General features: G+C 72.9%; 21 protein-coding genes. 9 read left to right on the top strand and 12 right to left on the bottom strand.

Annotated elements, in window-relative coordinates:
- Position 1 precedes the first annotated feature (1 nt).
- Positions 2-751, top strand: a complete 750-nt coding sequence (locus ACWDEN_RS34945; RefSeq protein ID WP_351607453.1) for a sirohydrochlorin chelatase — start codon at positions 2-4, stop codon at positions 749-751.
- 49 nt (positions 752-800) lie between these two features.
- Here the strand turns inward: ACWDEN_RS34945 and ACWDEN_RS34940 are convergent, their stop codons facing one another.
- From ACWDEN_RS34940 to ACWDEN_RS34920, 5 genes are all read right to left on the bottom strand, one after another.
- The gene (locus tag ACWDEN_RS34940) at positions 801-1,109 is read right to left on the bottom strand and encodes a hypothetical protein (RefSeq protein WP_351607456.1); all 309 of its coding nucleotides are present in this window, start codon (positions 1,107-1,109) and stop codon (positions 801-803) included.
- A gap of 605 nt (positions 1,110-1,714) precedes the next feature.
- The gene (locus ACWDEN_RS34935; RefSeq protein WP_351607459.1) at positions 1,715-2,350 is read right to left on the bottom strand and encodes a mycothiol-dependent nitroreductase Rv2466c family protein; all 636 of its coding nucleotides are present in this window, start codon (positions 2,348-2,350) and stop codon (positions 1,715-1,717) included.
- A 55-nt stretch (positions 2,351-2,405) separates the two neighbouring features.
- On the bottom strand, positions 2,406-3,356 hold the full coding sequence (locus ACWDEN_RS34930) for a sigma-70 family RNA polymerase sigma factor (protein WP_450861893.1): 951 nt from the start codon (positions 3,354-3,356) through the stop codon (positions 2,406-2,408).
- Between the two features lie 73 nt (positions 3,357-3,429).
- Positions 3,430-4,473: a ketopantoate reductase family protein gene (locus tag ACWDEN_RS34925; protein WP_450861891.1), complete on the bottom strand. Its 1,044-nt coding sequence runs from the start codon at positions 4,471-4,473 to the stop codon at positions 3,430-3,432.
- 94 nt (positions 4,474-4,567) lie between these two features.
- On the bottom strand, positions 4,568-5,119 hold the full coding sequence (locus ACWDEN_RS34920) for a DUF1697 domain-containing protein (RefSeq protein WP_450861889.1): 552 nt from the start codon (positions 5,117-5,119) through the stop codon (positions 4,568-4,570).
- 422 nt (positions 5,120-5,541) lie between these two features.
- Between ACWDEN_RS34920 and ACWDEN_RS34915 the strand changes: the two genes are divergently transcribed.
- The 3 genes from ACWDEN_RS34915 (at position 5,542) to ACWDEN_RS34905 (ending at position 9,221) form a co-directional block, all read left to right on the top strand.
- A complete protein-coding gene (locus tag ACWDEN_RS34915) occupies positions 5,542-7,794 on the top strand; it encodes an MMPL family transporter (RefSeq protein WP_450861887.1) in 2,253 nt (750 codons plus the stop codon).
- Between the two features lie 61 nt (positions 7,795-7,855).
- Entirely contained in the window at positions 7,856-8,203 is a 348-nt protein-coding gene (locus tag ACWDEN_RS34910) for a hypothetical protein (protein WP_450861885.1), read from the top strand.
- Between the two features lie 154 nt (positions 8,204-8,357).
- The gene (locus ACWDEN_RS34905) at positions 8,358-9,221 is read left to right on the top strand and encodes a phosphotransferase enzyme family protein (protein ID WP_450861883.1); all 864 of its coding nucleotides are present in this window, start codon (positions 8,358-8,360) and stop codon (positions 9,219-9,221) included.
- A 106-nt stretch (positions 9,222-9,327) separates the two neighbouring features.
- Here the strand turns inward: ACWDEN_RS34905 and ACWDEN_RS34900 are convergent, their stop codons facing one another.
- The 4 genes from ACWDEN_RS34900 to ACWDEN_RS34885 form a co-directional block, all read right to left on the bottom strand.
- On the bottom strand, positions 9,328-10,053 hold the full coding sequence (locus ACWDEN_RS34900; protein WP_450861881.1) for an exonuclease domain-containing protein: 726 nt from the start codon (positions 10,051-10,053) through the stop codon (positions 9,328-9,330).
- A gap of 102 nt (positions 10,054-10,155) precedes the next feature.
- Complete coding sequence (locus tag ACWDEN_RS34895) at positions 10,156-11,394, bottom strand: SAV2148 family HEPN domain-containing protein (RefSeq protein WP_351607480.1); 1,239 nt, start codon at positions 11,392-11,394, stop codon at positions 10,156-10,158.
- A 115-nt stretch (positions 11,395-11,509) separates the two neighbouring features.
- Positions 11,510-12,826 (bottom strand): copper amine oxidase, encoded by a 1,317-nt coding sequence (locus ACWDEN_RS34890; RefSeq protein WP_450861879.1) that lies wholly within the window; start codon positions 12,824-12,826, stop codon positions 11,510-11,512.
- A gap of 48 nt (positions 12,827-12,874) precedes the next feature.
- Positions 12,875-13,675: a Tat pathway signal sequence domain protein gene (locus ACWDEN_RS34885; RefSeq protein ID WP_450861878.1), complete on the bottom strand. Its 801-nt coding sequence runs from the start codon at positions 13,673-13,675 to the stop codon at positions 12,875-12,877.
- Between the two features lie 194 nt (positions 13,676-13,869).
- On the opposite strand from ACWDEN_RS34885, the gene glgX reads away from it, so the two are divergent.
- Positions 13,870-15,981 carry a glycogen debranching protein GlgX gene (gene glgX, locus ACWDEN_RS34880; protein WP_450861876.1) on the top strand — a complete coding sequence of 704 codons (2,112 nt, stop codon included), beginning with the start codon at positions 13,870-13,872 and terminating at the stop codon, positions 15,979-15,981.
- A gap of 154 nt (positions 15,982-16,135) precedes the next feature.
- Positions 16,136-18,511, top strand: a complete 2,376-nt coding sequence (gene treY, locus ACWDEN_RS34875) for a malto-oligosyltrehalose synthase (protein WP_450861874.1) — start codon at positions 16,136-16,138, stop codon at positions 18,509-18,511.
- A gap of 29 nt (positions 18,512-18,540) precedes the next feature.
- Here treY and ACWDEN_RS34870 read toward each other — a convergent pair whose 3' ends face one another.
- Positions 18,541-19,443, bottom strand: coding sequence for a LysR family transcriptional regulator (locus ACWDEN_RS34870; RefSeq protein ID WP_351607493.1), 903 nt, complete (start codon positions 19,441-19,443; stop codon positions 18,541-18,543).
- Between the two features lie 111 nt (positions 19,444-19,554).
- On the opposite strand from ACWDEN_RS34870, the gene ACWDEN_RS34865 reads away from it, so the two are divergent.
- Both ACWDEN_RS34865 and ACWDEN_RS34860 read left to right on the top strand, forming a co-directional pair.
- Positions 19,555-21,108 (top strand): dihydrolipoyl dehydrogenase, encoded by a 1,554-nt coding sequence (locus ACWDEN_RS34865; RefSeq protein ID WP_450861871.1) that lies wholly within the window; start codon positions 19,555-19,557, stop codon positions 21,106-21,108.
- 138 nt (positions 21,109-21,246) lie between these two features.
- Positions 21,247-22,497 carry a M14 family zinc carboxypeptidase gene (locus ACWDEN_RS34860; RefSeq protein WP_351607497.1) on the top strand — a complete coding sequence of 417 codons (1,251 nt, stop codon included), beginning with the start codon at positions 21,247-21,249 and terminating at the stop codon, positions 22,495-22,497.
- Positions 22,498-22,538: 41 nt separating this feature from the next.
- On the opposite strand, the gene ACWDEN_RS34855 is transcribed toward ACWDEN_RS34860, so the two are convergent.
- Complete coding sequence (locus ACWDEN_RS34855; RefSeq protein WP_351607498.1) at positions 22,539-22,967, bottom strand: SSI family serine proteinase inhibitor; 429 nt, start codon at positions 22,965-22,967, stop codon at positions 22,539-22,541.
- A gap of 108 nt (positions 22,968-23,075) precedes the next feature.
- A complete protein-coding gene (locus tag ACWDEN_RS34850) occupies positions 23,076-23,627 on the bottom strand; it encodes an FHA domain-containing protein (RefSeq protein ID WP_450861869.1) in 552 nt (183 codons plus the stop codon).
- A gap of 191 nt (positions 23,628-23,818) precedes the next feature.
- Here ACWDEN_RS34850 and treZ point away from each other — a divergent pair, with 191 nt between their 5' ends.
- Positions 23,819-25,564, top strand: a complete 1,746-nt coding sequence (gene treZ / locus ACWDEN_RS34845) for a malto-oligosyltrehalose trehalohydrolase (protein ID WP_450861867.1) — start codon at positions 23,819-23,821, stop codon at positions 25,562-25,564.
- Positions 25,565-25,580 lie beyond the last annotated feature (16 nt).

Below are 25,580 nucleotides of genomic sequence, written 5' to 3'. Positions count from 1 at the left end.
CATGCGCGAACCGGTCCTTCTCGTCATCGCCCACGGCAGCCGCGATCCGCGGCACGCCCAGGCCGTGCACGCCCTCGTGGAGCGGGTACGGTCGCAGCGGCCGGGGCTGCGCGTGGAGACCGGCTTCCTGGACTTCAACGTGCCGTCGGTGCACGGGGTGCTGGAGTCGCTTGCGGCGGACGGCGTCCAGGACGTGGTCGCGCTGCCCCTGCTGCTGACCCGCGCCTTCCACGCCAAGGCCGACATCCCCGCCGTGCTGCGGGAGGCGCCGGCCCGGCTGCGGATCCGGCAGGCGGACGTGCTGGGTCCGTCGCCGCTGCTGCTGGCGGCGCTGGAACGGCGGCTGTACGAGGCGGGGCTGACGCCCGCCGCCAAGTCCTCGACCGGGGTCGTGCTGGCCTCGGCGGGGTCCACCGACCCGGAGGCGATCGCAGTGATCGCAGGAATCGCGCGGGAGTGGCGGCACACCGGTTGGTGCGCCGTGCGGCCTGCGTTCGCCTCCGCCGGTTCTCCCGCGGGGTTCCCGCGCACCGAGGACGCGGTGGCCGAGCTGCGCGCCCTCGGCTGCTCGCGGGTCGCCGTCGCGCCGTACGTCCTGGCCCCCGGCTTTCTGCCGGACCGCATCGCGCGGGGCGCGGCCGGGGCGGACGTACTGGCGGACGTGCTGGGTCCGGCGCCGGAGGTGGCGCGGGTGCTGCTGGAACGCTACGACGCGGCCCGGCGGCCGGCCATGACGGCCCTGGGCGCCTGACCGTCCCCCGGCGTTTCCCGCGTTTCCGGTGTTCCCGGCGTTTCCGGGGTCACAGGCCGAGTGCGTGCAACAGGTGCTGGGTGAAGGTGAGGCTGGCGGTGCCCGCACCCGCCGTGATGGCGACGTTCTCCAGTGCGGTGCGGATCCGGCCCCGGTTGGGCGGCAGGCCGTCCTCCGCGGACAGCGCCAGCTCCGCCTGGATGACCTCCCCGTTCCCGGCGATCCCCGGGTACTCGGCGCGCAGTGCCTCGGTGAGCCGGTCGGCGACGGCCATGAGGGTTTCGATGTCGGGTGTGCCGTTCCTGGGGTCGATGCGGGCGAGATCGGCGGGGCTGTTCCCGAACTTGTAGGTGCTCATGTCCTGTCCTCGCTTGTGGTCCGAAGGAGCCTTCGGGGATGGGGGGTGGCTACGGCTTCGGCGCGGGCGACCAGGCTCTGGCCGCCGAAGGTGCTGGGGCGGCTGACGTTACCGATGTTGCGGGGAGGAACACCGCGCGTGCGGTGCTGTGGGCCAGGGCCCCGCCAGCCGAGATGGCGCCGATTAGGCTGAAAATCGACACCCATCCGGGTGAACGGTGTCCGTTGACCGGGCTGCGCAGAGCACGGGGGTGTTCCGCTTCGGGGGTCGCCCCCCGTCACGGTGGTAGCACGCGGTGCCCGTAACGGACTGCCCGTCACGCTCATCTGTCCCCTCGCCCCTTCTGTCGGCCCTTCCGGCCGTCTGCGCGCTTCACCCTAGGGACAACGGGATGGGTTTGTCGCGAGGTTCTGCGAGGGCTGGCCTTGGAGGGCGGGCGCGTGATATGGGAGCCGTCGGGGTCCGGCGCTCCCCTGTGACGTCGGACCCCGGCGGCTCTTCGTTCTGCGCCGCTCATGGTTGGCGTGTCACACGAGCGGCGGACCCGCCGCGAGCGAGGGATGTTTATCGGCCACCCCGCTGTTCCTGGTGAGTTCGTTCCTCGTTCAGTCGAAGCGGAGGGCGCCGGTGCGGGTGCGCTTGAGTTCGAAGAGATCGGGGTGGCGGGCCAGCACCCGGAAGCTGTCGAAGAGTTCGGCCGCCTCCTCGCCGCGCGGAACGGCGCGCAGCACGGGGCCGAACCACACCGTGCCGTCGATGTGCAGGGTCGGCGTGCCCACGTAGCCGCCCGTCTCGGGTTCGGCGCCGGCCTCGTGACTGCGGCGCACCGCGTCGTCGTACGACGGATCGTGGGCGGCGGCCGACAGGTCGGCGGGCAGCCCGAGTTCGGCCAGCGACTCGGCGACCACCCGGTCGAAGTCCTCGATACGGCCTTCGTGGATCCGGGTGCCGAACGCGGTGTACAGGTCGCGCAGCACCTTGTCGCCGTGCCGTTCGGCGGCGGCCACGGCGACCCGCACCGGACCGATCGAGCGGTCCACCAAGTCCCGGTACCAGTCGGGGAGTTCGTTGCCCATGTTGTGCAGGTACAGGCTCATCGCCCGGAACCGGAGGTCGAGCGGGCGCAGGCGCTCGACCTCCAGCAGCCAGCGGGAGGTGATCCAGGCGAAGGGGCAGGCGGGGTCGAAGAAGAAGTCGACCCGGGTCGGGGCGGGCTCGGTGGCGGTGTCGCGGTATGTCATGGCAGCGACGCTACCTCCGGATTGGTGCAGCGTCCCGGCCCAATCCGGTCTCACTTCATTGGTCCATTCCTTCGAGCCCGCCGCCTGCCCCGGCCTGCACCGGGTCCACCACCGCGATCTCCGTCCCGCGCAGGCGTTCCGGTTCCGCCACGACGTCGATCCGGGTCATCCGGCCGTCCGAGCCGAAGGCGAAGGCCAGGAGCAGGCGCGGCCGCCCCCGCTCCGCCATGACCAGGCCGAACTCGCCGTCCAGCAGGGCGAGTCCGGTGAGCCGAGCGCGCGCCACGGCGGCCATCGCACCCTGGGCGACGGGCTCGGCGCCCCGCACCGTGATCGGTTCCGGCGTGGGTACGACCAGCGCGTCGGCGTGCAGCACCACATCCGGGTCGAGCAGCGCGACCAGGGCCGTGAAGTCGCCGCCGCGGGTGGCGGCCAGGAACGCCTCGACGGCCCGGCGACGGCGTACGGCGTCGGCGGCGGGCGCGGCCGGCCGGCCCTGGACCCGGCGGCGGGCCCGGCTGGCGAGCTGCCGGGTGGCGGCCGGGGTCTTCTCGATCAGCGGGGCGATCTCCTCGAAGGGCACGGCGAACATGTCGTGCAGCACGAAGGCGACCCGCTCGGCCGGGCCGAGGGTGTCGAGGACGACCAGCAGCGCGACGCCGACCTGGTCGGCCAGCAGCGCCTCCCGGGCGGGATCGCCCGCCTCGGCGGAGACCGCCGGGGCGTCATGGGCGTGGTTGCAGGCCTCGAGGAACTCCTCGCGCCGGTTGCGGCGGGCCCGCAGCAGGTTGAGGCAGACCCGGGTCACCACGGTGGTCAGCCAGCCGGTGAGGTTGCGCACCGCGTCGAGGTCGGCCTCCCGGGCCCGCAGCCAGGCCTCCTGCAGCGCGTCGTCGGCCTCGGCGGCCGAGCCGAGCAGCCGGTATGCCACGGCGGTGAGATGCGGCCGGTCCGCCTCGAACCGCTCCGCGAGCCGCCGCCCGGCGTCCTCGGTGACGTCGTCCACCGTTCCCCCGCCCTCTCCTGCGCACTGGTAGGCACGGTCCGGGTCCTGACGGGACGCCGAACCGACCGGAAGATCAACTGCCGTGTGGTGCAAGGGCGTCGGCCGGCATCGTGCCCTCGGCCGCGTCGGCCCTCCGCACCAGTTCCGCGACCGGCATCGACCCGGCGGCCCGGCGCTCCCGTGCGAACCGGTCGGCGAGCCGCTGGAGCAGTTCGTTCAGCGGGGTCGGTACGCCGTGCAGCCGGCCGAGCAGCACGATCTCCCCGTTGAGGTAGTCGGCCTCGATGGTGCCGGTGCCCCGGGCGAGGGACTGCCAGGAGGAACCGCCGCCGCGCGTGACCCCGTCCAGTGGCACCAGGGTGACCTTGTCGCCGCGGGCCGCGCGCTGCTCCCCGTCGCCGGCGCGCGCGATGCCCGCCGCGTCGAGTACGGCGGCCCCTTCGGCCCGCACGCGGGCGAGCAGGGCGTGCGCGGCCTCGTCGGAGGCGGGACCGCACAAGGCTTCGAAGGCGGTGCCGAGGTTCCAGAGCAGCTTGGCGTACTGCCAGCGGGCCACGTCGGGCACCACCGGCGCCTCGAAGTGGGAGGCGTCCAGGTCCGCGCCGATCCGGTGGGCGGTGTCGTCGGTGCCGTGCGGGAGGCGGCCGAGGTGGAGGATGCCGGTGAGCGGGGTGCCCGCGGCGGAGACGACACCGGGCTCCACGTAGGTCGAGGGCAGCCAGACGCAGACGCCGTACACGTGCCGGAAGCGGCGCAGCGCGAGCCGGCCGCTCTCGACTCCGTTCTGCAGCAGGACGAGCGGCAGCCGCTCGGCCGCCGTGCCCCCGCCGGCCACGGGGACGTCGGCCCAGGTCTCCAGGGCGGCCACCGTGTCCTGGGTCTTCACCGCGAGCACGAGGACGTCGTCGGCGCGCAGCTCACCGAGCGGGCCCGGCCCGTCGACGGCCGGGAGCCGGTACGTCAACTCCCCTTCCGGCACCCGCAGTCGCAGCCCGTGCTCCGCGAGTGCCGCAAGATGCCTGCCCCGTGCCACGAGCACGGCCTCACGCCCGGCCTGGGCCAGCCGCCCGCCGACGGTGCCGCCCACCGCTCCCGCCCCGATGATGATGTAGCGCATGAGGTAGAGCCTCGCACAGGCGTGCGTGCACGTGCTCGGCAGTATCTCGGGGAGGCACGCGTGTCCGACCGTGCCCCTGGGGGCCCGCGGTCCGTCACGCTCCCGGAGCGGTCAGCTCGACCAGCTTGACGACGGTGTTCCAGTTGCGGCTGGTGGCGATCAGGTCCTTGGTGCGCCGCGTCCGGGACAGTACCTCGGCGAGCTTGGAGCGGCCGAGGCCCTCGGGGGCGTACAGGTACAGGCAGCGGTCGCCGAGGCGGAACTCCTCGGGGAGGTGGGCGGCGGGGTCGATGTCCGCGTAGCGGTCCGGGGTGACGGGTGCGGAGAAGTACGTGACGTGGAGCTGCCTGGGCTCCAGGTCGGCGGCCGGGAACGGGCAGGCCTCGACGACCGCCTTCAGATAGGCGTGGTCGCGGACGATCACGTCGACGGGGAAGCCGAACCGCTCCTCGATCGCCCGGGTCAACTCCGCCGCCAGCGACGCCTCGTCGCCGTGGCCGGTGGTGAACACGGCCTGGCCGCTCTGCAGATGGGTCCGTACGCCGGTGTGGCCGAGGCCGGTCAGCAGCGTACGGAGGTCGGCCATCGGCAGCTTCCTGCTGCCGCCGACGTTGATTCCGCGCAACAGCGCCGCGTAGGTCGTCATCCGGCCACCCTAGGCGGCCGTCGTGCCCCGTGGGGGCGGGCACGACGGCCGGGCCCGCGCGGGGCGGGGCTGCGCGAAACTCTCGCTGATCGACGGCACCGGATCAAGCTCTACACGCAGCTGTAACTTGTTCAACGAGGTTTCGTAATCACAAACCAGCGCGCCGGCGGCAGAACGGACAACCCATGTCCGACGGCCGGCGGAGCAGGCCGGCGCAACAGGCTGCCGAACCCCGAGACGTGCCCCCGAGAAGTGCGGATAGGTGTAAGGGGCCGTCGTCCTCCCCAGTGCTGACCGGCCGGTCGCCGAGTTCACCGGGCAGCACGACGAGACGCGTTTATCCAGCTCATACGGTCATACCGGAGCAAGCGCAGACGTGGCGGCAGGGGGTCGCCACCGCACACGAGGGGGTAGGACCCGCGATGGGGAACAGGGACGTGCCGGTACGGGGGCTGGCCGCCCGCGCCGGCGGCTGGAGCGCCCGGCACCGCTGGGCGGCCGTCGGCATATGGGTGCTGTTCGTCGTGCTGGCCATGGGGCTCGGCTCGGCGGCGGGCCGGGTCGACGTCGACGAGAGCAACCAGCTCAAGGGCGAGACGCACACCGCCGCCCAGATCATCGACGACGCGGGGATCAAGGAACCGGCCGGCGAGACGGTCCTGATCCAGTCCAGGGACGCCGAAGTCACGGCGACCGGCGCCGAGTTCCGCGCCGCCGTCGCCGACGTGGTGAAGGCCGTCGAGGGCACCGGCAAGGTCACGGCCGTGACCTCGCCGTACGACACGCACACCATCTCCCGGGACGGCCGCAGCGCGCTGGTGCAGTTCGACATGCGCGGTGACGCCAAGACGGCCGTCGACCGGGTCGAGCCGGTGCTCAACGCCGTCTCCGGGGTGCAGAAGGCGCACGGCTCGCTGCGGATCGAGGAGATCGGCGGCGCCAGCATGCAGAAGCAGTACAAGGATGCCTTCGGGGACGACTTCAAGCAGGCCGAGTACTCGGCGGTGCCGGTGGCCCTCGGCATTCTGCTGATCGCCTTCGGGGCGCTGGTGGCGGCGCTGCTGCCGGTGGCCCTCGCGATCACCGCGATCATGGCCACCATGGGTCTGATGGGCCTGGTCAGCCATCTGCAGCCGATGAGCGACACCGCCAACTCCGTGATGCTGCTGGTCGGTATGGCCGTCGGCGTCGACTACTGCCTGTTCTATCTGCGCCGCGAGCGCGAGGAACGGCAGGCCGGGCGGGACCCGGGCACCGCCCTGCGGATCGCCGCCGCCACCAGCGGCCGGGCGGTCATCGTGTCCGGTGTCACGGTGTGCGTGGCGATGGCGGGCATGCTCTTCACCGGGCTCGCCCAGTTCGAGGCGATGGGCCTGGCCTCGCTGATGGTCGTCGCGGTCGCCATGGTCGGGTCGGTGACGGTGCTCCCGGCGCTGCTGTCGCTGCTCGGCGAGCGGGTGGACAAGGGCCGGATCCCGTTCCTCAGCCGCCGGAACCGGAAGCGGGCCGCGGGCGAGGGCAGCCGGGTCTGGACCGCCGTACTGCGCGCGGTGCTGGCCAGGCCGCTGGTCTCCGTCGTCGTGGCGGCCGGTGCGCTGCTGGCGGTGGCCGCGCCCGCGCTCGGCATGAACACCCAACAGCTCACCCTTGACCAGGAGTTCGGGAAGTCGCTGCCGATCGTGCAGACGTACAACCGCGTCAACGACGCCTTCCCGGGCGGCAGTGAGCCGGCCCAGGTCGTCGTCAAGGCCAAGGACATCAACGCGCCCGAGGTGCGGCAGGCGCTGGCCGACTTCAAGAAGGAGGCGATCGCCTCCGGCGCCTCGCGCGGCCCGGTCGACATCCGGGTGCACGACGCGCAGAACGTCGCCCTGGTCTCCGTGCCGCTGGTCGGCGGCTCCGACATGGACCGGGCGGTCAAGAACCTGGACAAGCTGCGCGACGAGGTGCGCCCCGCCACGCTCGGCAAGGTGGCCGGCCTGCAGGCGCCGATCACCGGACAGGTGGCCGGCAACCACGACTTCAACGACCAGCTGCTCGGGTCCGTCGTCCCGGTCTTCGCGTTCGTGATCGTCTTCGCCTTCCTGCTGATGCTGCTGTCTTTCCGCTCGCTGACCGTGGCCATCACCTCGATCGTGCTCAACCTGCTGTCGGTGGGCGCCGCGTACGGCGTCCTCGTCGCGGTCTTCCAGCACGGCTGGGGTGCCTCACTGGTGGGCGCGGAGGGGGTCGGCGCCATCGTGACCTGGCTGCCGCTGTTCCTGTTCGTGATCCTTTTCGGGCTGTCGATGGACTACCACGTGTTCGTGGTGTCCCGGATCCGTGAGGCCCGCATGAACGGCCGTACGACGAAGGACGCGATCCGGCACGGCGTGGTCACCACGGCCGGCGTCGTCACCAGCGCCGCGGTGATCATGGTCGCCGTGTTCGCGATCTTCGGCACGCTGTCGATGCAGTCCATGAAGCAGATGGGTGTGGGCCTGGCCGCGGCGGTCCTCATCGACGCGACGGTCATCCGCGGTGTGCTGCTGCCGGCCGTGATGGCCCTGCTCGGCGAGCGCAACTGGTACCTGCCGAAGTGGCTCCACTGGCTGCCCGACCTGACCCACGACGAGACACCGTCCGTGGTCGCCGCCCGTCCGGTTCGGGAGGAAGGGGAGCGGCTGCCGGTCTGATCCGGCGGGCTGGACGGGCGCCTGCCCGCCGGGCGGTTGAGAGCGTGCGCGGTGCGGGGGCGTGGAGGCTGACGGCACAGGCCCCCGCGCCCCCTTCGGGCGCTCGTGGCTGCGGGCAGTCGTGCCGCCAGGGGCGGCACGGGTCTGGCGCAGCGGCACCCCGCACGCAAGCGCGGGCCCAGGAACGAGCCATGTACTCGAGATCGCCCCGGGCCCGGCCGCCCCGCCGACGGACGACGGCGAGGCGCTGGACCTCGGCGGCGGCCCGGTGCGCCGGGTCGCGCGCGACATCAACACCCCGCACATGCAGGACAACTGGGAGGCCCGGCCGCTCCACGAGCAGACCACGTCGACCCCGCCCTGCGGGCCGAGGAGATGGTCCGTCAGGCCTCCCGTCTCACCGCCCTGACAACCACGCTGCGGGGCCCTGGCCGAGCTGCGCCCGGCCCGTCTCGCGGTGATGCACGTCTGGCGGCTCAAGGGCCCGCGCACACCGCCCGACCTGTGTGAATGCGAGACTGGCCGGAGAGACGGCAGGGACGACGGCGCGGCACGGAGGCGGGATGGACGAGGCACGGGCACGGGACGTACTGGCGGCGGCGGGCGTACTGCCCGGCCCGGTCCGGGACGCGGCTCTCCTCGCCCTCGGCGAGAACGCGGTGTTCGCCGCCGGTGATCTGGTGGTGAAGGTGGGCCGAGACGCCGAGCTGCTGCAGCGGGCCCGGCGCGAGCTGGACATCGCCGGCTGGCTGGCCGGGGCGGGCGTGCCGGCGGTGCGGGCGGCGGAGCCGGAGCCGCGGCTGGTCGAGGGCCACCCGGTGACCGTGTGGCACCGGCTGCCCGACCCCGTACGGCCCGCCGAGCCGCGGGACCTGGCGCGGCTGCTGCGGATGGTGCACGCACTTCCCTCTCCTTCCTTCGCCTTGCCGCCCCGCGAGCTGCTGGGCGGTGTGGAGCGGTGGCTGCGGCTCGCGGGCGACGCGATCGCTCCCGAGGACGCGGCCTACCTCCGCGCGCGCCGGGACGGGTTCGCGGCGGCCGCCGCCGCGCTGACGCCCCATCTGCCGCCCGGCCCGATCCACGGCGACGCGCTGCCCCGCAATGTGCACATCGGGCCGGACGGGCCGGTGCTGGTCGACCTGGAGACCTTCTCCGCCGACCTGCGCGAGCACGACCTGGTGGTCATGGCCCTCTCCCGCGACCGGTACGGGCTGCCCGCCGAGGCGTACGACTCCTTCACCGAGGCGTACGGGTGGGACGTGCGGGAGTGGCAGGGGTGTGGCGTGCTGCGCGGGGCCCGGGAGACGGCGAGCTGCGCCTGGGTGGCCCAGCACGCGCCGAGCAACCCGAAGGCGCTGGCCGAGTTTCGGCGGCGGGTGGCGTCGCTGCGGGACGGGGATGAGACGGTGCGCTGGTACCCGTTCTGAGGCTGTCCAGCGTTCCTGAGGGGCGACGGGCTGTGCCGATGCGCGGCTCCGCCGCGTGGGCGCGACCGGCCGCCCACTCACCCGCGCCCGAAAAGCGGTCCGTGGCCTACGCAGGCTGGCTCTCGGTCAACTCCCGCAGCGGCCACGCCCCGTCCACCACCGCCCCCGCATCCCCCTTGCGCCGCAGGAAGGCCTGGAAGTCCGCCGCCCACTCCGCGTACCACTCGATCTGCCGCTGGTGGAGTTCGACCGGGCTCAGGGATGCGATCTTCGGGTGGCGGTCGGCTATCGCGGAGGCGAGACGCGCTGCGGCGAGGGCGTCGGCCGGGGCCGTGTGGGCCGCGTCGAGGGCTATGCCGTACTCGGCGCAGACCGCTTCCAGGTTCCGTTTGCCGCGGCGGTAGCGGTCGACCCAGCGGTCGATGGTGTAGGGGTCGACGACCGGGGCGGGGGCGGCGCCGCCCAGGCGGTCGGCGAGGGACGGCAGGGCGTGGCGGCGCAGTTCGGCGGAGAGCAGGGTGAGGTCGAACGCGGCGTTGTAGGCGACGAGCGGGACGCCCGCCTGCCAGTAGGAGACGAGGACGTCGGCGATGGAGTCGGCCACCCGGTCGGCCGGGTGGCCCTCGGCCGTCGCCCGCTCGTTGCTGATGCCGTGCACCGCGACCGCGTCCGCCGGGATCTCCACGCCCGGATCGGCCAGCCATTCCCTGCGTCCCCCGGGCTCACCGGCCCTGACCTCGATCACCGCGCCGGTGACGATGCGCGCCTCGCGCGGATCGGTCCCGGTCGTCTCCAGGTCGAAGCCGATCAGCAGCTCCCGGTGCCAGCCCATGGGCGGCCCCCCTTCTTGGTGGTGCTTTCCCCCAGTGGCCTCCACCCTCGCACGCGGCACTGACAATCAGAGGTTCGCGTTCCGCTTGCACCGGCGGACAGTTCAGGACACAGGGCGTGAATCCGCCCAGGCGAGCTCGAACTCCTCGCGGTATGTCGGGAAGAGTCCTGCTTCACCCACCTCGTCCGACTTGACCAGCTTGCTGCCGTTGCGCAGTACGAGTACCGGCGACTCCATCCCGCGCGCCCCGCGCAGATAGGACTGCACCACGGCGATGCCGTCGGCGCCGTCGCCGTCCACCAGGTAGGCGGTGAAGCGCGGTGTCTCGTCGTAGACCTGGATCTCGAAGGCGCCCGGGTCGCGCAGCCGGGAGCGGACCCGGCGCATGTGCAGGATGTTCATCTCGACGGAGCGGCTCAGTTCGCCCCGTTTCATCCCGAGTTCCCGCTCGCGGCGCTTGACCGAGCTGGAGGCCGGGTTGAGGAAGAGCAGCCGCACCCGGCAGCCCGTCTCGGCGAGCCGGACCAGCCGGCGGCCGGAGAAGTTCTGCACGAGCAGGTTGAGGCCGATGCCGACGGCGTCGAGGCGGCGGGCGCCGCCGAAGAGGTCCTCGGCGGGAAACTGGCGCATCAGCCGCACCCGGTCGGCGTGGACGGCGACGACGTCGGCGTACCGGTCGCCGACCAGGTCCTCGACCGCGTCCACGGGCAGCCGGCGCGCCGAGGGGACGTCACCGCCCGAGCCGAGCATCTCCAGCAGCCGGGCGGAGGCGCGCTCGGCCTGGTTCAGGACCGCCCCGGACAGCGCCCGGTTGCGGGAGACGACGTTGCGGGTCACCTCCAGCTCGTCCAGGGCGAGTTCGAGGTCGCGGCGCTCGTCGAAGTACGGCTCGAAGCAGGGCCAGTGCTGCACCATCAGTTCACGCAGCTGGGGAAGGGTGAGGAAGCTGAGCACGTTGTCGTCGGCCGGGTCGAGCAAGTAGCCCTTGCGGCGGCTGACTTCGCGGACGGCGACGGCGCGCTGCACCCACTCCTGCCCGGCCGGACCGGCCGCGGCGACCACCCAGTCGTCCCCGTGGACGGGTTCGTAGATGGGCCGCAGTACGGCGGCCACGACCGCGCGCAGCCGCTGCTCGACGAGGTTCAGCCAGATGTAGGCCCGGCCGGCCCGCTGGGCGCGGGTGCGCACCTCGCGCCAGGCGTCGGCGTCCCAGTCCAGCTCCGGCCCGATGGACCCCGCGTCCATCGGGCGGGCCAGGGACACCGCGCCGGGCGGGACGTCTGTGGAGTTCCCCTCGTGACCCTCGTCACCAGGGGGCAGCTCCAGGCCTCCCGAGCCCACCCGTGCACCGCCTTCCGATCCCCGGGCCTTTCCCGTCTCAACGATCAAGGAAGGGTACTCCGCGAGGGGTGGGCGGTGCAGCCGGATGGACAGGTCGGTTTCTCAACTGTTCTGCTCAACTGCGCGGCTCCCAATGGCCGTTCTGCCATGCCAGGTCACTCGGAGTGAGCGGATTCATAGCGGTCACGTCCCGGGGTGCGATGGCGAAGCCCTGCCAGTGCACCGGCATGGGCTGCTGGTCCTCGTCCCGCGCGATGTGGTGGAAACCGACGTTCATCCAGATCACCGGGTGGGTCAGGGTCTGTCCGCCGACCCATCCGTCCACGGATGCGGGGTGTCCTTGGCCGCACTTCGGGTTGTCGCTCGCGAACAGTTCGCACGGGTTGTACTCGGTGACGTAGAGGTCGTGCTCGGTGAAGCCGCGGCCGAGGTACTTGGTGGTGGGCCCGGGGACTATCTCGTACGAACGTGCGTGTCCGTCCTTGTTCTTTCCGGTCGCGCTGACCACCCGCCACCAGCGGTAGTCCTTCAGGTCGCCGGCGAGTTCCCTGGTGACCTCGGTGCGGGTGGTCCGGGTGGTCGGCCCCTGCTGTCCTGAGGTGCGCGGGCTCACGGCCGAGTCGTACTGCTCGACCTTTGTCCTCGACGAGCCGTCGAGGCCGAAGTCCAGCCGCCAGAAGACGTTGTGGCTGTGGCTGGTGGCGTAGGCCTTGGCGCCCTTGCCGATGGGCCAGCCGCGTCCGTCGCCGGAGTCGTAGTCGTCCCAGGAGAGGCAGCCGGTCGCGCCGACGTTCATGGCGATCAGGCCGTCGTCCTGGAAGCGCCACTCGGTGATGTACTCGTACCAGCCGACCTGGTTGACGGTGTAGACGAGGAGGTCCTTGCCCTGGGCCTGGTAGACCTTGTCCGTGCCCATGTCGTGCATGCGGTAGGCGTGGCCGCGGGCCCGGGTGGTCGTGCACAGCCCGTTGACGTCCGGGTGCCGCGGATCCACGGCGTCGGGGACCTTGACGGTCCTGATGGTGCCGCCGGGGCATTCGGCGGGCGAGAGGTTCATCAGCGCCTGCGCGAAGTCCTGCCCCGTGAGGTCGCTGTACTCGTTCTTCCCGTCGTCGTAGGGAACGTGGATCTGGGCGAGTCTGGCGCTGTTGAGGACCTTGATCGGCTTCGGTTCGCCCTGGGGCTGGTAGCTGATGTCCTCCAGGACGAGACCGGCCTTGCTGTCGTAGTGCCAGCACATGCGCCAGGTCGTGCCGCCGGAGAGCTTCTGCTCGATGCGGTAGGCGGCGCCGCAGTCGGCGGCGGGCGCGGCGGCCGTTCCCGGCCGGGCGGCGGCCGGTCCGGCGGCGGTCGTCGCGCCGGCGGCCAGCGAGGCCACGGTCAGGCCGACGGCCGCTGCCCTGCGGGCACGGCGGATTCCGTACTCGGGCATGACGATATGGCTCCCTTTCAGGAGGTACAGGTCTGGGGAAACGTTCGGTCAGCCGTGGTCGAGGGCGGCGACCCTGCGGGCGCTCAGGTCGATCACCAGGGACCTGGTGTCGATCCAGGGCCCGTTCCTGACCTTGGTGAACAGCCGGACGCACCGGTGTTTGCCGCACGGGTCCAGGACCGCCGGCTGGGCGCCCGGAGCCGCCCGGTAGACGCCGCCGCTCAGCAGCAGCTGGTCCGGGGAGGTGAGCTCCTTGCCGGTGGCGTCCTTGTAGTCCGCCTTCAGGCCTGCGCCGAGCGGGGAGGCGATCAGGAGCCGGGCGGCCTCGGCGTTCTCGTCCCGGCTCGGTGGCGGCTGCACGCCGTGCTGGGTGGTGGTGCCCTCGACCCTGCCGGTGTCCAGGTCGACGGTCCTGGTGACGAGGGTGTCGCTCTTGTAGTCGTAGAAGGTGATGTCGGCCCGGCGCGGCGCGGCCGGGTCGTCCGCCTCGCCGGGCTCGGGTTCGGCGAGGTCGACGCTCAGCCGCTGCGGTCCGCGTCCGCCGTCGACGTTCTCGCCCGTGATCGGCAACTGCCCGTTCAGGGCGAACTTCTCGGCCCGTCGCATCTCGTCGTCGGTGAGCGGATCCCGGCCGGTGCCCTTGCCGCGCTCGGCGGGCGCCTGCTCGACGACTCCGGGCCGGACCCCGTCCGGGCCCTGCCCGGCCCGCGTACCGCCTCTCGCCCCCGCCGAGGTGTCCGCCCCCGCCGTGCCCGGCAGGGTGATCGCGACCATCGCGGCGGTCCCCACCGCCGCGATGGCCACTCCTGCCACTAACTTGCCCAGATGGCGGTGCACTGTCTCACGCACATGTCCCCCTGCTCCCCGTGGTTCACGGGAGTACGTGTCGCCCCACTGGTTCGGCACGCAGCGGGTACGAGAGCCGCCATGTGCGCCGGTCGGTGGGTAAGAGGGACGCAAGACACGTGTGGTTCCGTCAATTGGGGGCGACTCGGGGGCCAACGCGGCCCCGGGGCGGCGGCACACCTGGGAGAGTCGTAGCCATGCAGGTCTGGCCTGGACAGGCGTATCCGCTCGGCGCCACCTACGACGGCGCCGGAACCAACTTCGCGGTCTTCACGGAGGCCGCGGACCGAGTAGAGCTGTGTCTGCTGCACGACGACGGCTCGGAGACAGCGGTGGAACTCCGCGAGAGCGACGCGTTCGTGCGGCACGCGTACGTGCCGGGCGTGATGCCGGGACAGCGGTACGGGTTCCGGGTGCACGGCCCGTACGACCCCGGGCGCGGACTGCGCTGCAACTCCGCGAAGCTGCTGCTGGACCCGTACGCGAAGGCGGTCAGCGGCACGGTCCGGTGGGGCGAGGAGGTGTACGGCTACCACTTCGGCGCACCGGACAGCCGCAACGACCTGGACTCGGCCCCGCACACCATGGCCTCCGTGGTGATCAACCCCTACTTCGACTGGGGCGACGACCGGCCGCCGCGGACCGAGTACCACCACACGGTGATCTACGAGGCCCACGTCAAGGGCCTGAGCATGCGTCATCCTGAACTGCCGGAGGAACTGCGCGGCACGTACGCGGCACTGGCGCATCCGGCGCTGATCGAGCACCTGACCAAGCTCGGGGTGACGGCCCTGGAGCTGATGCCGGTCCACCAGTTCGTGAACGACCACCGGCTCGTCGACATGGGCCTGAGCAACTACTGGGGCTACAACACCATCGGCTTCTTCGCCCCGCACAACGCGTACGCCTCCTGGGGCGACCGCGGCCAGCAGGTGCTGGAGTTCAAGTCGGCGGTCCGGGCGCTGCACGAGGCCGGGATCGAGGTCATCCTGGACGTCGTCTACAACCACACCGCCGAGGGCAACCATCTGGGCCCGACGCTGTCCTTCAAGGGCATCGACAACCGGCAGTACTACCGCCTCACCGAGGACCGCCGCTACTACATGGACACCACGGGCACCGGGAACTCGCTGCTCATGCGGTCCCCGCACGTGCTGCAGCTGATCATGGACTCGCTGAGGTACTGGGTCACCGAGATGCATGTCGACGGGTTCCGCTTCGACCTCGCGGCGACCCTGGCCCGGCAGTTCCACGAGGTGGACCGGCTGTCGTCGTTCTTCGACCTGGTGCAGCAGGACCCGGTGGTCTCCCAGGTGAAGCTGATCGCCGAGCCCTGGGACGTGGGCGAGGGCGGCTACCAGGTGGGCAACTTCCCGCCGCTGTGGACCGAGTGGAACGGCAAGTACCGGGACACCGTACGGGACCTGTGGCGGGGCAGGCCGCGGGCGCTCGCGGAGTTCGCCTCCCGGCTGACCGGCTCCTCGGACCTCTACCAGGACAACGGCCGCCGGCCGCTGGCCTCGATCAACTTCGTCACCTGCCACGACGGCTTCACCCTGCACGACCTCGTCGCGTACAACGAGAAGCACAACGCGGCCAACGGCGAGGACAACCGGGACGGCGAGAGCCACAACCGGTCCTGGAACTGCGGGGCGGAGGGCGAGACCGACGACCCGGAGGTGCTCGCGCTGCGCGCCCGGCAGATGCGGAACTTCATCGCCACGCTGATGCTGTCCCAGGGCGTGCCGATGATCAGCCACGGCGACGAGTTCGCCCGCACCCAGCTCGGCAACAACAACGCCTACTGCCAGGACAGCGAGCTGTCGTGGGTGCACTGGCCGGAGTCCCTGGAAAGCGACCTGCTGGAGTTCACGCGCGCGATGGTGTGGCTGCGCCGGGACCACCCGGTCTTCCGCCGGCGCCGCTTCTTCCACGGCCGTCCGGTGGAGGGCACCCACGACGAGCTGTCCGACATCGCCTGGTTCACTCCGGAGGGCAGCGAGATGACCCAGCGGGACTGGGACTCGTCGCGGGCGTCCGCGCTGACGGTGTTCCTGAACGGCAACGCGATCTCCGAGCCCGGCGCGCGCGGGGAGCGCATCACCGACGACTCGTTCCTGCTGATGTTCAACGCCTCCCCGGGGCCGCTGGACTTCCTGGTGCCGGTCGACCACGGCCGGCAGTGGCAGGTCGTCGTCGACACCGCCTGCCCGAACGGGGTGTCGCCGGGGTCCGGGACGAAGGTCGCGGCGGGCGACCGGATCACCCTGCCCGACCGCAGCATGACGGTGCTGCAGCGGCCGGCGTAGCCGGGGTCCGCGCGGCGGCGGCCCACGCCGGCGAGGCTGCCTGTCCGGTACGCGCGCGTACAGGACGTTGTCCTCGCATGGGCCGGATGGGCGAGTACGGGTCCGTTCAGGGGCCGGTGACACGAAAGGCGGCGGGCTGGGTACGTAGGTTTCCATGACTTCTGCGCGCCCCGGACCGGAGGTGCCCACGGCCACCTACCGGCTGCAGCTCCAGCCCGCGTTCCCGTTCGCCGCCGCCGCCGCCGCCGTACCGTACCTGGCCTCGCTCGGCGTCTCGCATCTGCACCTGTCGCCCGTCCTGGAGGCGGTGCCCGGTTCCCTGCATGGTTACGACGTGGTGGACCACGCGCGCGTGCGCGAGGAACTGGGTGGCGAGGAGGGCCTTCGGTCGCTGGCGCGGACCGCGCGGGAGCACGGTCTGGGCCTGGTGGCCGACATCGTGCCGAACCACATGGCCATGGCGCCCCGGCACAACCGCGCCCTGTGGGAGGTGCTGCGCGAGGGGCCCGGCTCGCCGTACGCGCGCTGGTTCGACATCGACTGGGAGGCGCAGGGCGGGCGGCTGCTGCTGCCGGTGCTCGGCGGTCCGGTCGGCTCGCAGCTGGAGCACCTCGTGGTCGACGGTGACGTGCTGCGGTACCACGAGCACGCCTTCCCGCTCCGCGCGGGCACCCGCGACCTGCCGCTGCCGCAGCTGCTGGACGCCCAGTGGTACCGCCCGGTGTGGTGGCGGCTGGCCCGCACCGAGCTGAACTACCGGCGGTTCTTCAGCATCTCGGAGCTGATCGGGCTGCGCGTGGAGGACCCGGAGGTGTTCGACGCCACCCACGCCAAGATCCTCCAGCTGCTGCGCGAGGGCGTGTTCGACGGGCTGCGCGTCGACCACCCCGACGGGCTCGCCGACCCCGACGGCTACCTCGCGCGGCTCCACGAGGCGGCCGGCGGCCGCTGGACGGTGGTGGAGAAGATCCTCGCCGACGGGGAGCGGCTGCCGGCGTCCTGGCCCGTCGCGGGGACCACGGGCTACGACGCCCTGCGCCAGGTGGACGGCCTGTTCACCGACCAGACAGGGGCGTACGAACTGCTGGGCCGGTACCGGGCGTTCGCGGCGCCGCAGACGGACCGGGGCGGCAACTGGGAGGCGACGGTACGGCGGGCCGCCTACAAGGTGCTCACGCACGAGCTGGCCGCCGAGACCGACCGGCTCACCCGGGTGGCCACCCGCGTGTGTGCCACCTCGCCGGACCTCGGCCTGCGCGACCGGGCTCCCTGGGCGCTGCGTACGGCCGTGGAGGAGCTGCTGGTCCGGATGCGGGTGTATCGGCCGTACGCCTCCACCGACGCCTCCGCCGTCGTCACCGAGGAGGCCGCCGAAGAGGCCCGGCTCGCCTTCGTGGTGCCCGAGGAGGCGGAGGCCGTCGGCATCGTGCGCCGGCTGCTGGTCGAGCCGCCCGGTGACCCGTCGGCGCCGGACCGTGCCGACCGGGTGGAGTTCCGCACGCGGTTCGCGCAGACCGCGTCGGCGCTGCGCGCGAAGTCGGTGGAGGACACCGCGTTCTACCGCTATGTGCCGCTGCTGTCGGCGACCGAGGTGGGCGGCGATCCGGGCCGGCCGGGGGTGTCCCCGGAGGACTTCCACGCCTACTGCGCGCGCGTGCAGCGCGACTGGCCGGACACGGGCACGGTGGTCTCCACGCACGACACCAAGCGCAGCGCCGACGTACGCGCCGCGCTGGCCGTGCTCACCGAGTGCCCCGACCGGTGGACGGAGTTGCTGGCCGAGGTGAACCGACCCGAGGAGGGCGTGGGCGTGCCGGACGGGCAGTTGGCCTGGGCGGCCTGGCAGACGGTGTTCGGGCTGGGGCCGGCCGGGGAGGAGCGGGTGCGGCAGGCGCTGCTGAAGCATGTGCGCGAGGCGGGTATGTACACCAGCTGGACGGAGCAGGAGCCGCCGTACGAGGAGGCGGTGGCCGCGTTCGTCACCGCGGGGCCGTGCGGGGCGCCCGGTGAGCGCGTGGCGGCCTTCCGCAAGGCGCTGGAACCCCACATCCGGGCCAACGTGCTCGGCACCGCCCTGGTCCATCTGACGATGCCGGGCGTGCCGGACGTCTATCAGGGCACGGAGGGCGAGTACCGGGCGCTGGTGGACCCGGACAACCGGCGTCCGGCGGCGTTCCCTCCCGAGGCGCCCGGTGAGAAGGACGCGCTGACGGCGGCGGCGCTGCGGCTGCGCGCACGGCGCCCCGGCGCCTTCGGCGCGGCCGCGTCGTACGACCCGCTCGCCGCCGAGGGCCCGGCGGCCGGGCACTGTGTGGCGTTCGCGCGCTCCGGTGAGGTGGTGACGGCGGTGACCCGGCTGTCGCTGCGGCTCGCGGAGGCGGGCGGCTGGCGGGAGACATGGCTGGCCCTGCCGCCGGGGCGGTGGGCGGACGTGCTCACCGAGGGACGGGAGTTCACGGGGCACGCACGCGTGGCGGACCTTTTCGACCGGCTGCCGGTGGTGCTGCTGGAGCGGGTCGCCGAGGGCTGAGCGGCACAGGGGAAACCGCTTGAAGAGCCTCAGCGGGCCGGGGCGGCTGCGGGGGCGGGCCATGTGGCGCGGAGCAGGTCCACGAAGGCCTCGGCGGCGCCGGTGGGCGGCACGCGCGCGTAGACGGCCAGAGGGCGCCTCCAGGCCGGATCGGGGATGAGGATCACACAGTCCTCACCCACCGCACCGCGCACGACGTCGGCCGACGCGGTGCACACGCCGACCCCGGCGGCCGCCATGCGCACGGCCGTGGAGGAGTGTTCGGTCCACAAGGCGGTCCGCGGCCGGAATCCGGCCTTGCCGCAGGCCCAGTCCAGGAAGCGCTCGCCGTGGACGACGGGTTCCAGCGCGCAGCGGACCCAGGCGCGGTCGGCGAGTTCGGGCAGCGTCACCGTCGTACGGCCCGCCAGCCGGTCGTCGAACGGGACCACCAGGACGAGTTCCTCTTCGCCGACCGGTACGACGATGCCCGGCGGGGCGTCCGGCACCGGACCGAAGGCGAGGTCGGCGGTGCCGCGCTGGACGGCCTCCTCCAGGGCCTCGGCGGTGGCGTACTCGTGCAGCCGCAGCAGGACCCGGGGATGGGCCTTGCGCCAGCGGGCGAGGACATCGGGCAGGACGCCCACGGCGAGGGAGTGCAGGGTGGCGACGTGCAGTTCGCCGCCGTCGGCGCCGGCGGTGGCGCGGGCCGCGCGGCGGGCCTGCGCGGCGCTGCGGACGGCGAGTTCGGCGTGCGGCAGGAAGGCCCGCCCCATCGGGGTGAGGCGCACGCCGCGGGCCATGCGCTCCAGCAGGGCGCCGCCGACCGACTTCTCCAGCGCCTTGATCTGGTGCGAGAGCGCGGGCTGGGTGACGTGCAGGGCCTCCGCCGCGCGGGTGAAGGACGCCTCCTGGACGACCGTCACGAAATACTCCATCTGCCGCAGGCTCAACTCCGCGCCCCTCCCCTACGAGTCATGAGCATCGCCCCATAAGCATCCTGCATGGCGCCCACAAGAACATTGCCTTGGACTCATGACGAGGGCCGGACGGAGGGTGGGGACATGACCACACAGGCCACGAACACTGCGGACGTCATCGTCATCGGCGGCGGCACGGGCGGTTACAGCACCGCCCTGCGCGCCGCCGCCCTCGGACTTGACGTCGTCCTCGTCGAACGCGACAAGGTCGGCGGAACCTGCCTGCACCGCGGCTGCATCCCGAGCAAGGCGATGCTGCACGCCGCCGAACTGGTCGACGGCATCGCCGAGGCGCGCGAGCGGTGGGGTGTGAAGGCCACGCTGGACTCGGTCGACTGGGCGGCGCTGGTGGCCACGCGGGACGACATCGTGGCGCGCAACCACAAGGGGGTCGAGGCGCATCTGGCGCACGCCGGCGTGCGGGTGGTGCGGGGCAGCGCACGGCTGACGGGAGCGCCCACCGTGCGCGTGGAGGGCGCGGGGGGCGTGGAGGGCGTGGGGACGGAGTGCGCGCCGTTTGGGAGCGCGCCCGGCGCGCACTCTTTGCCCACGCCCGGCCTCGCGCAGAGCGAACCCACGCCCGGCCTCGCGCAGAGCGAACCCGCGCCCGGCGTGCACGACTTCACCGCGCGCCGGGGCCTCGTGCTCGCGACCGGCTCACGCCCGCGCACGCTCCCGGGGCTCGAACCGGACGGGCGGCGCGTGGTGACCAGCGACGACGCCCTGTTCGCGCCGGGGTTGCCGGCATCCGTCCTGGTGCTGGGCGGGGGCGCGATCGGCGTGGAGTACGCCTCCTTCCACCGGTCCATGGGCGCGGAGGTCACCGTGGTCGAGGCCGCGGACCGGATCGTTCCGCTGGAGGACGCCGAGGTGAGCCGTCATCTGACGCGCGGGCTGAAGAAGCGCGGGATCGATGTGCAGGCGGGCGCGCGGCTGCTGGACGCGGAGGTGCTGGAGAACGGCGTACGCGCGCGCGTGCGCACCGCGCGGGGCGAGACGCGCACGGTGCGGGCGGAGCGGCTGCTGGTGGCCGTGGGCCGGGCGCCGGTCACCGAGGGCCTGGACCTGGCGGCGGCCGGCCTGACGACGGACGAGCGGGGGTTCGTCGTACCGGCGGACTGGGACCGGCTGGAGACGGCCGTGCCGGGCATCCACGTCGTCGGGGACCTGCTGCCGCCGCCCTCGCTCGGTCTCGCCCACGCCTCGTTCGCGGAGGGCCTGCTGGTCGCGGAGACGCTGGCCGGGCTGCGGACGGCCCCGGTGGACTACGCGGCCGTGCCCCGGGTGACGTACTCCTCGCCGCAGACCGCCTCGGTGGGGCTGAGTGAGACGGAGGCACGCGCGCGTGGGCGCGAGGTCGAGGTGAACACGATGCCGCTGACCGCCGTGGCCAAGGGCATGGTGCACGGCCTGGGCGGCATGGTGAAGGTCGTCGCCGAGGCCGGCGGCGGGCAGGTGCTCGGGGTGCACCTGGTCGGCCCGAACGTGTCGGAGATGATCGCCGAGAGCCAGCTGATCGTCGGCTGGGACGCCGAACCCTCGGACGTGGCCCGGCACGTGCACGCGCACCCGACGCTGTCGGAGGCGGTGGGCGAGGTGTTCCTGACGCTCGCGGGACGCGGCCTGCATCAGCAGTGAACCCACGGCACGCACCGCGCTCGCCGCGCCCCCGCGACTCCGTCCGGGCGCCCCGGTAGCCTCCCCCGTCAGATGCTTGACAGTTCACCTTTCGCGTGCGGGACTTGGAGGGCGAGGCCGGGCGGGAACAAGTCGGGGGTGAGTCTTCTGCCGGAGCTGCGCTATCCCAGCGTTCCCGAACTGGTGGCCTCTGCACAGGCGCTGGCCGCTCAGGAACCCGGGCTGTCCTCGCTCAGGCAGGTGGGCGTCTCTCGCGGGGGAAGACCCCTGCACCTGCTGTCGGTGGGGCACGCCCGGCGGGCGGTGCTGGTGGTCGCCGGCGCCCACGCCAACGAGCCGACCGGGGGCTCCACACTGCGGGTGCTGGCCGAACGCGTGCTGGCCGAGCGGGAGTTGCGGGCAGACACGTCCTGGCACTTCCTGCTGTGCGCGGATCCGGACGGGGCGAGCCTGCATGTGACGCCGGCGCCGCGCAGCCTGCTCGACTACCACCTCGGCTTCTACCGGCCGACGGGCGCCGAGCAGCCGGAGTGGTCGCCCTCCGTGCTGCCGCCGGACCGGCTGCCGCCCGAGACCCGGGCGCTGACCGGGGTGATCGACGAGCTGCGGCCCTACCTCCAGGTCACCCTGCACGGCACCGATCTGGGCGGCAGCTGGGTGCAGTTGACCAAGGACGTGCCGGGGCTCGCGGAGCCGTTCGCCAAGTCGGCGGCGCAGTTGCACATCCCGGTGGAGACGGGCGCCTCGGACGCCGCCGGCTGGCCGGCCTCCGGCCCCGGGGTGCACGTCATGCCCGGCCCGGACTCGGGCGCCGCCTACCCGAGCATGCCGGACGACGCCCGGCACAGCACCTGGTACCACGCGCACCGCTACGGCGGTCTGACGGCCGTGGTGGAGGTGCCGATGTGGGCGAGCGACCTGGTCGACGATCCGGCACCGCACCCGGCACCGGCGGCGGCGATGCGGCGCCTGGCGCAGCGGCTGCTGCGGGACTCGCTGGAGGTGGAGCGGATCCTCGCCGAGGCGCTGCCCCGCCTCGACGGCGCGGACGGTCCGCTGCTGCGGGCGGCGCGCTGGGCGCTGGAGCTGATCCCGGGCCTGGCCGAGGACTGGATCCACACCCCGCCGGCCGCTACGACGATGGCGTACGTCGGCAGTGTGGACGCCTTCGGGCGGCGGCTGCCGCTGCGGGCGGCGGCGATGCTGCTGCGGGTGCTGCGGGAGACCGACGACCGGGCGGCGCCGCGGCTGGAACAGCTCGTCGTCGACTGGTGCGATGCCTTCGCGGCGCGGTTCCGGGCCCGCTGGGTGCCGTTGGAGCACCAGGTGGAGCACCAGTCCCGGACGGTGCTGGTGGCGGCGCAGCAGGCCCGGGAACGGGCGGCGTGAGGCCTCCGCGCCGCCCGTGTCGCGCCGCCCGGCGGCCGGGCTCAGTGGTCGACGGCGAACACCGCTCCCGTCCGTGTTTCCATGGCGCACTTGCTGGAGTAGGTCTCCTGGTAGTCGACCGGCCGGCCGTTCCACTGCCCGTGCGCCCGGACGGTCACGGGGGCGAAGATCATCGGACAGAAGACCCCCTTCTTCTGCGGGATGCGCGCGATGTCGCCGTCGGCCTCCGCGAGTTCGGCACAGGCCTCGGCCGCACGTGCGTACCCCAGGGGCAGCGGGTCGCACAGCAGCAGCGTGCCGTGCTTGTCACCTGACTGGGCCCGCTCGCCGGGGGTGACGGTGACGTAGAGCCAGTTGTCGCTGAGGGGGAACGTGGTGCGGGGGGCCGCCTGGGCCGGGGCCGCGGCGAGAAGGCCGGCACAGGTGAGCAGGGCGCCGACGGCGGCGGTGACTCGGGTGATGTACGTCATGACCGATGCATCGGCACACAGGCCCGCCTTCCACAGCCCGGCTCACCCGATCGGTTCGTCACCCGCCCGTGAGGGTGAGCCGGTTCGCACGCCACCGGCCGGCGCCGCTCAGCTCACGGCGAGCCGGAACGCCATCCTGCCGAAGGCGACCTGGTCGCCCTCGCGGACCACGACCGAGCCGATCACCCGGCGGCCGTTGACGGTGGTGCCGTTGGTGGAGCCGAGGTCCCTGAGCACCCACATGCCGCCCTGGCGGCTGAGCTCGGCATGCACACGGGAGACGGTCTCGTGGTTCAGGCGCAGCCCGTTGGCCGGGTCGCGGCCGATGCGCAGCGGGTGGGTGTGCGCCGGGTGCGGCAGCAGCAGCTTGGGCAGCCGTTCGGCCTGCCAGGCCCGGCGCAGCCGTACGGTGAACCCGGAGACGGCCTCGACGGTGCCGAAGACCGCGCGGGAGAAGCGGTTCTCCCGGGGCAGGTCGGCGACGAGGGCGGCCAGTTCGTCGGCGCGGCGGGCGGCCAGCGCCAGCTCCATGCGGCGCACGAACGTGTCGTGCGAGAGCCGGCCCATGGCGACGCCGTCACGCAGCACCTGCAGCGCCTTGTCGCGCTGCGCGTCGGACAGCCGCGCGGGGTAGGTGGAGAACTCGAAGGACGACGTCACGCAGGCGATTGTCGGGCAGTGAACCCCGGGTGTCCAGAAAACGGGGAATCGGCGCCGATCTGCGGGTACTTCCACGACACCCACCGGGAAAGGCCGGATTCGAAAGCGGTTTGATCGTCCCGGCGGGCACGATGGGGACGCGGGACATCACGGTGAGCAGGCGAGAGATCACAGACGAAGGGGAACCGTCCGTGCAGTTCGAGGTGTGGGCACCGCAGGCAGGCCGAGTGACGCTCCATTGCGAGGGCGGCACGCACGCGTTGGCGCGCGATCCGGAGCGGGCGGGCTGGTGGACGGGGGAGGCGGAGGCCGGGGACGGCGCCCGGTACGGCTTCGCGCTGGACGACGGGCCCGTGCGGCCCGACCCGCGCTCGCGCCGCCAGCCGGACGGCCCGGAGGGGCTGAGCGCGGTGGTGGACCACGGGCGGTACGCGTGGCGCGGGCCGTGGGCGGGGCGCGGGCTGCCGGGTGCGGTGCTCTACGAGCTGCACGTGGGCACGTACACCCGCGAGGGCACCCTGGACGCGGCCGCGGCCCGGCTGGAGCATCTGGTGGAACTGGGCGTCACCCACGTGGAATTGATGCCGATGTGCCCGTTCCCCGGGAGGCACGGCTGGGGCTACGAGGGGGTGTCGCTGTGGGCGGTGCACGAGCCGTACGGCGGTCCCGAGGCGCTGAAACGGTTCGTGGACCGGGCGCACGAACTCGGCCTGGGGGTCGTCCTGGACGTCGTGCACAACCACGTGGGCCCGTCCGGGAACTGTCTGCCGCTCTTCGGGCCGTACTTCACCGACGCGCACCACACGCCGTGGGGCTCGGCGGTGAACCTGGACGGGCCCGGCTCGGACGAGGTGCGGGCGTTCCTCGTCGGCAGCGCGCTGGCGTGGCTGCGGGACTACCGGGTCGACGGGCTGCGGCTGGACGCGGTGCACGCCCTGTACGACACGCGCGCGTGCCACTTCCTGGAGGAGCTGTCGACGGCCGTGGACGCGCTGGCCGGGGAACTGGGCCGGCCGCTGTTCCTGATCGCCGAGTCGGACCTGAACGACCCGCGGGTCATCACCCCGCGCGCGGAGCACGGCCTCGGGCTGCACGCGCAGTGGAACGACGACTTCCACCACGCGTTGCACACCGCGCTGACCGGGGAGTCGCAGGGCTACTACGCGGACTTCGCGCGTGCCCCGTTCGCCGCGCTCGCCAAGACGCTCACCGGTGGTTACTTCCACGACGGCACGTACTCCGGTTTCCGGGGGCGGCACCACGGCCGGCCGCTGGACCGCGCGCGGGTGGCCGGGCACCGGCTGCTGGGCTACAGCCAGACCCACGACCAGGTCGGCAACAGGGCCCAGGGCGACCGGCTCTCCGCCCGCCTCTCCCCCGGTGTGCTGGCCTGCGCGGCGACGCTGACGCTGACCTCGCCGTTCACGCCGATGCTGTTCATGGGCGAGGAGTGGGCGGCGGGCACGCCCTGGCAGTTCTTCACCGACCACACCGATCCGGAACTGGCCGAGGCGGTACGGCGGGGCAGGCGGCGGGAGTTCGCGGCGCACGGCTGGGCCGAGGAGGACGTACCGGACCCGCAGGACCCGGCGACCCGCGAGCGTTCCTGCCTGGACTGGTCGGAACCGGAACGCGAGCCCCACGCGCGCGTGCTCGCCTGGTACCGCCGGCTGATCGCCCTCCGCCACGAGCAGCCGGACCTCACCGATCCCGACCTGGCCGACACCAAGGTGGCGTACGACGAGGACGCCCGCTGGCTGGCCTTCCGGCGCGGTGACGTGTGCGTGGCGGTGAACCTGGGCAAGGCACCGGCGGCCATCCCCCTGGGCACCCGCCCCGCGGTGGTTCTCGCGGCCTGGGACCAGGTCGAACCGCCTGGCCAGGACGGCCTGCTCCAGGTGCCCGGGGAGTCGTGCGTGGTGCTGGCGCAGCCCTGAACCGGGCTCCGCGGCC

Source organism: Streptomyces sp. NPDC001153, from assembly GCF_053598315.1.
Note: the sequence above shows the minus strand (reverse complement) of the source record. Positions and strands in the feature narration are given on the sequence as shown.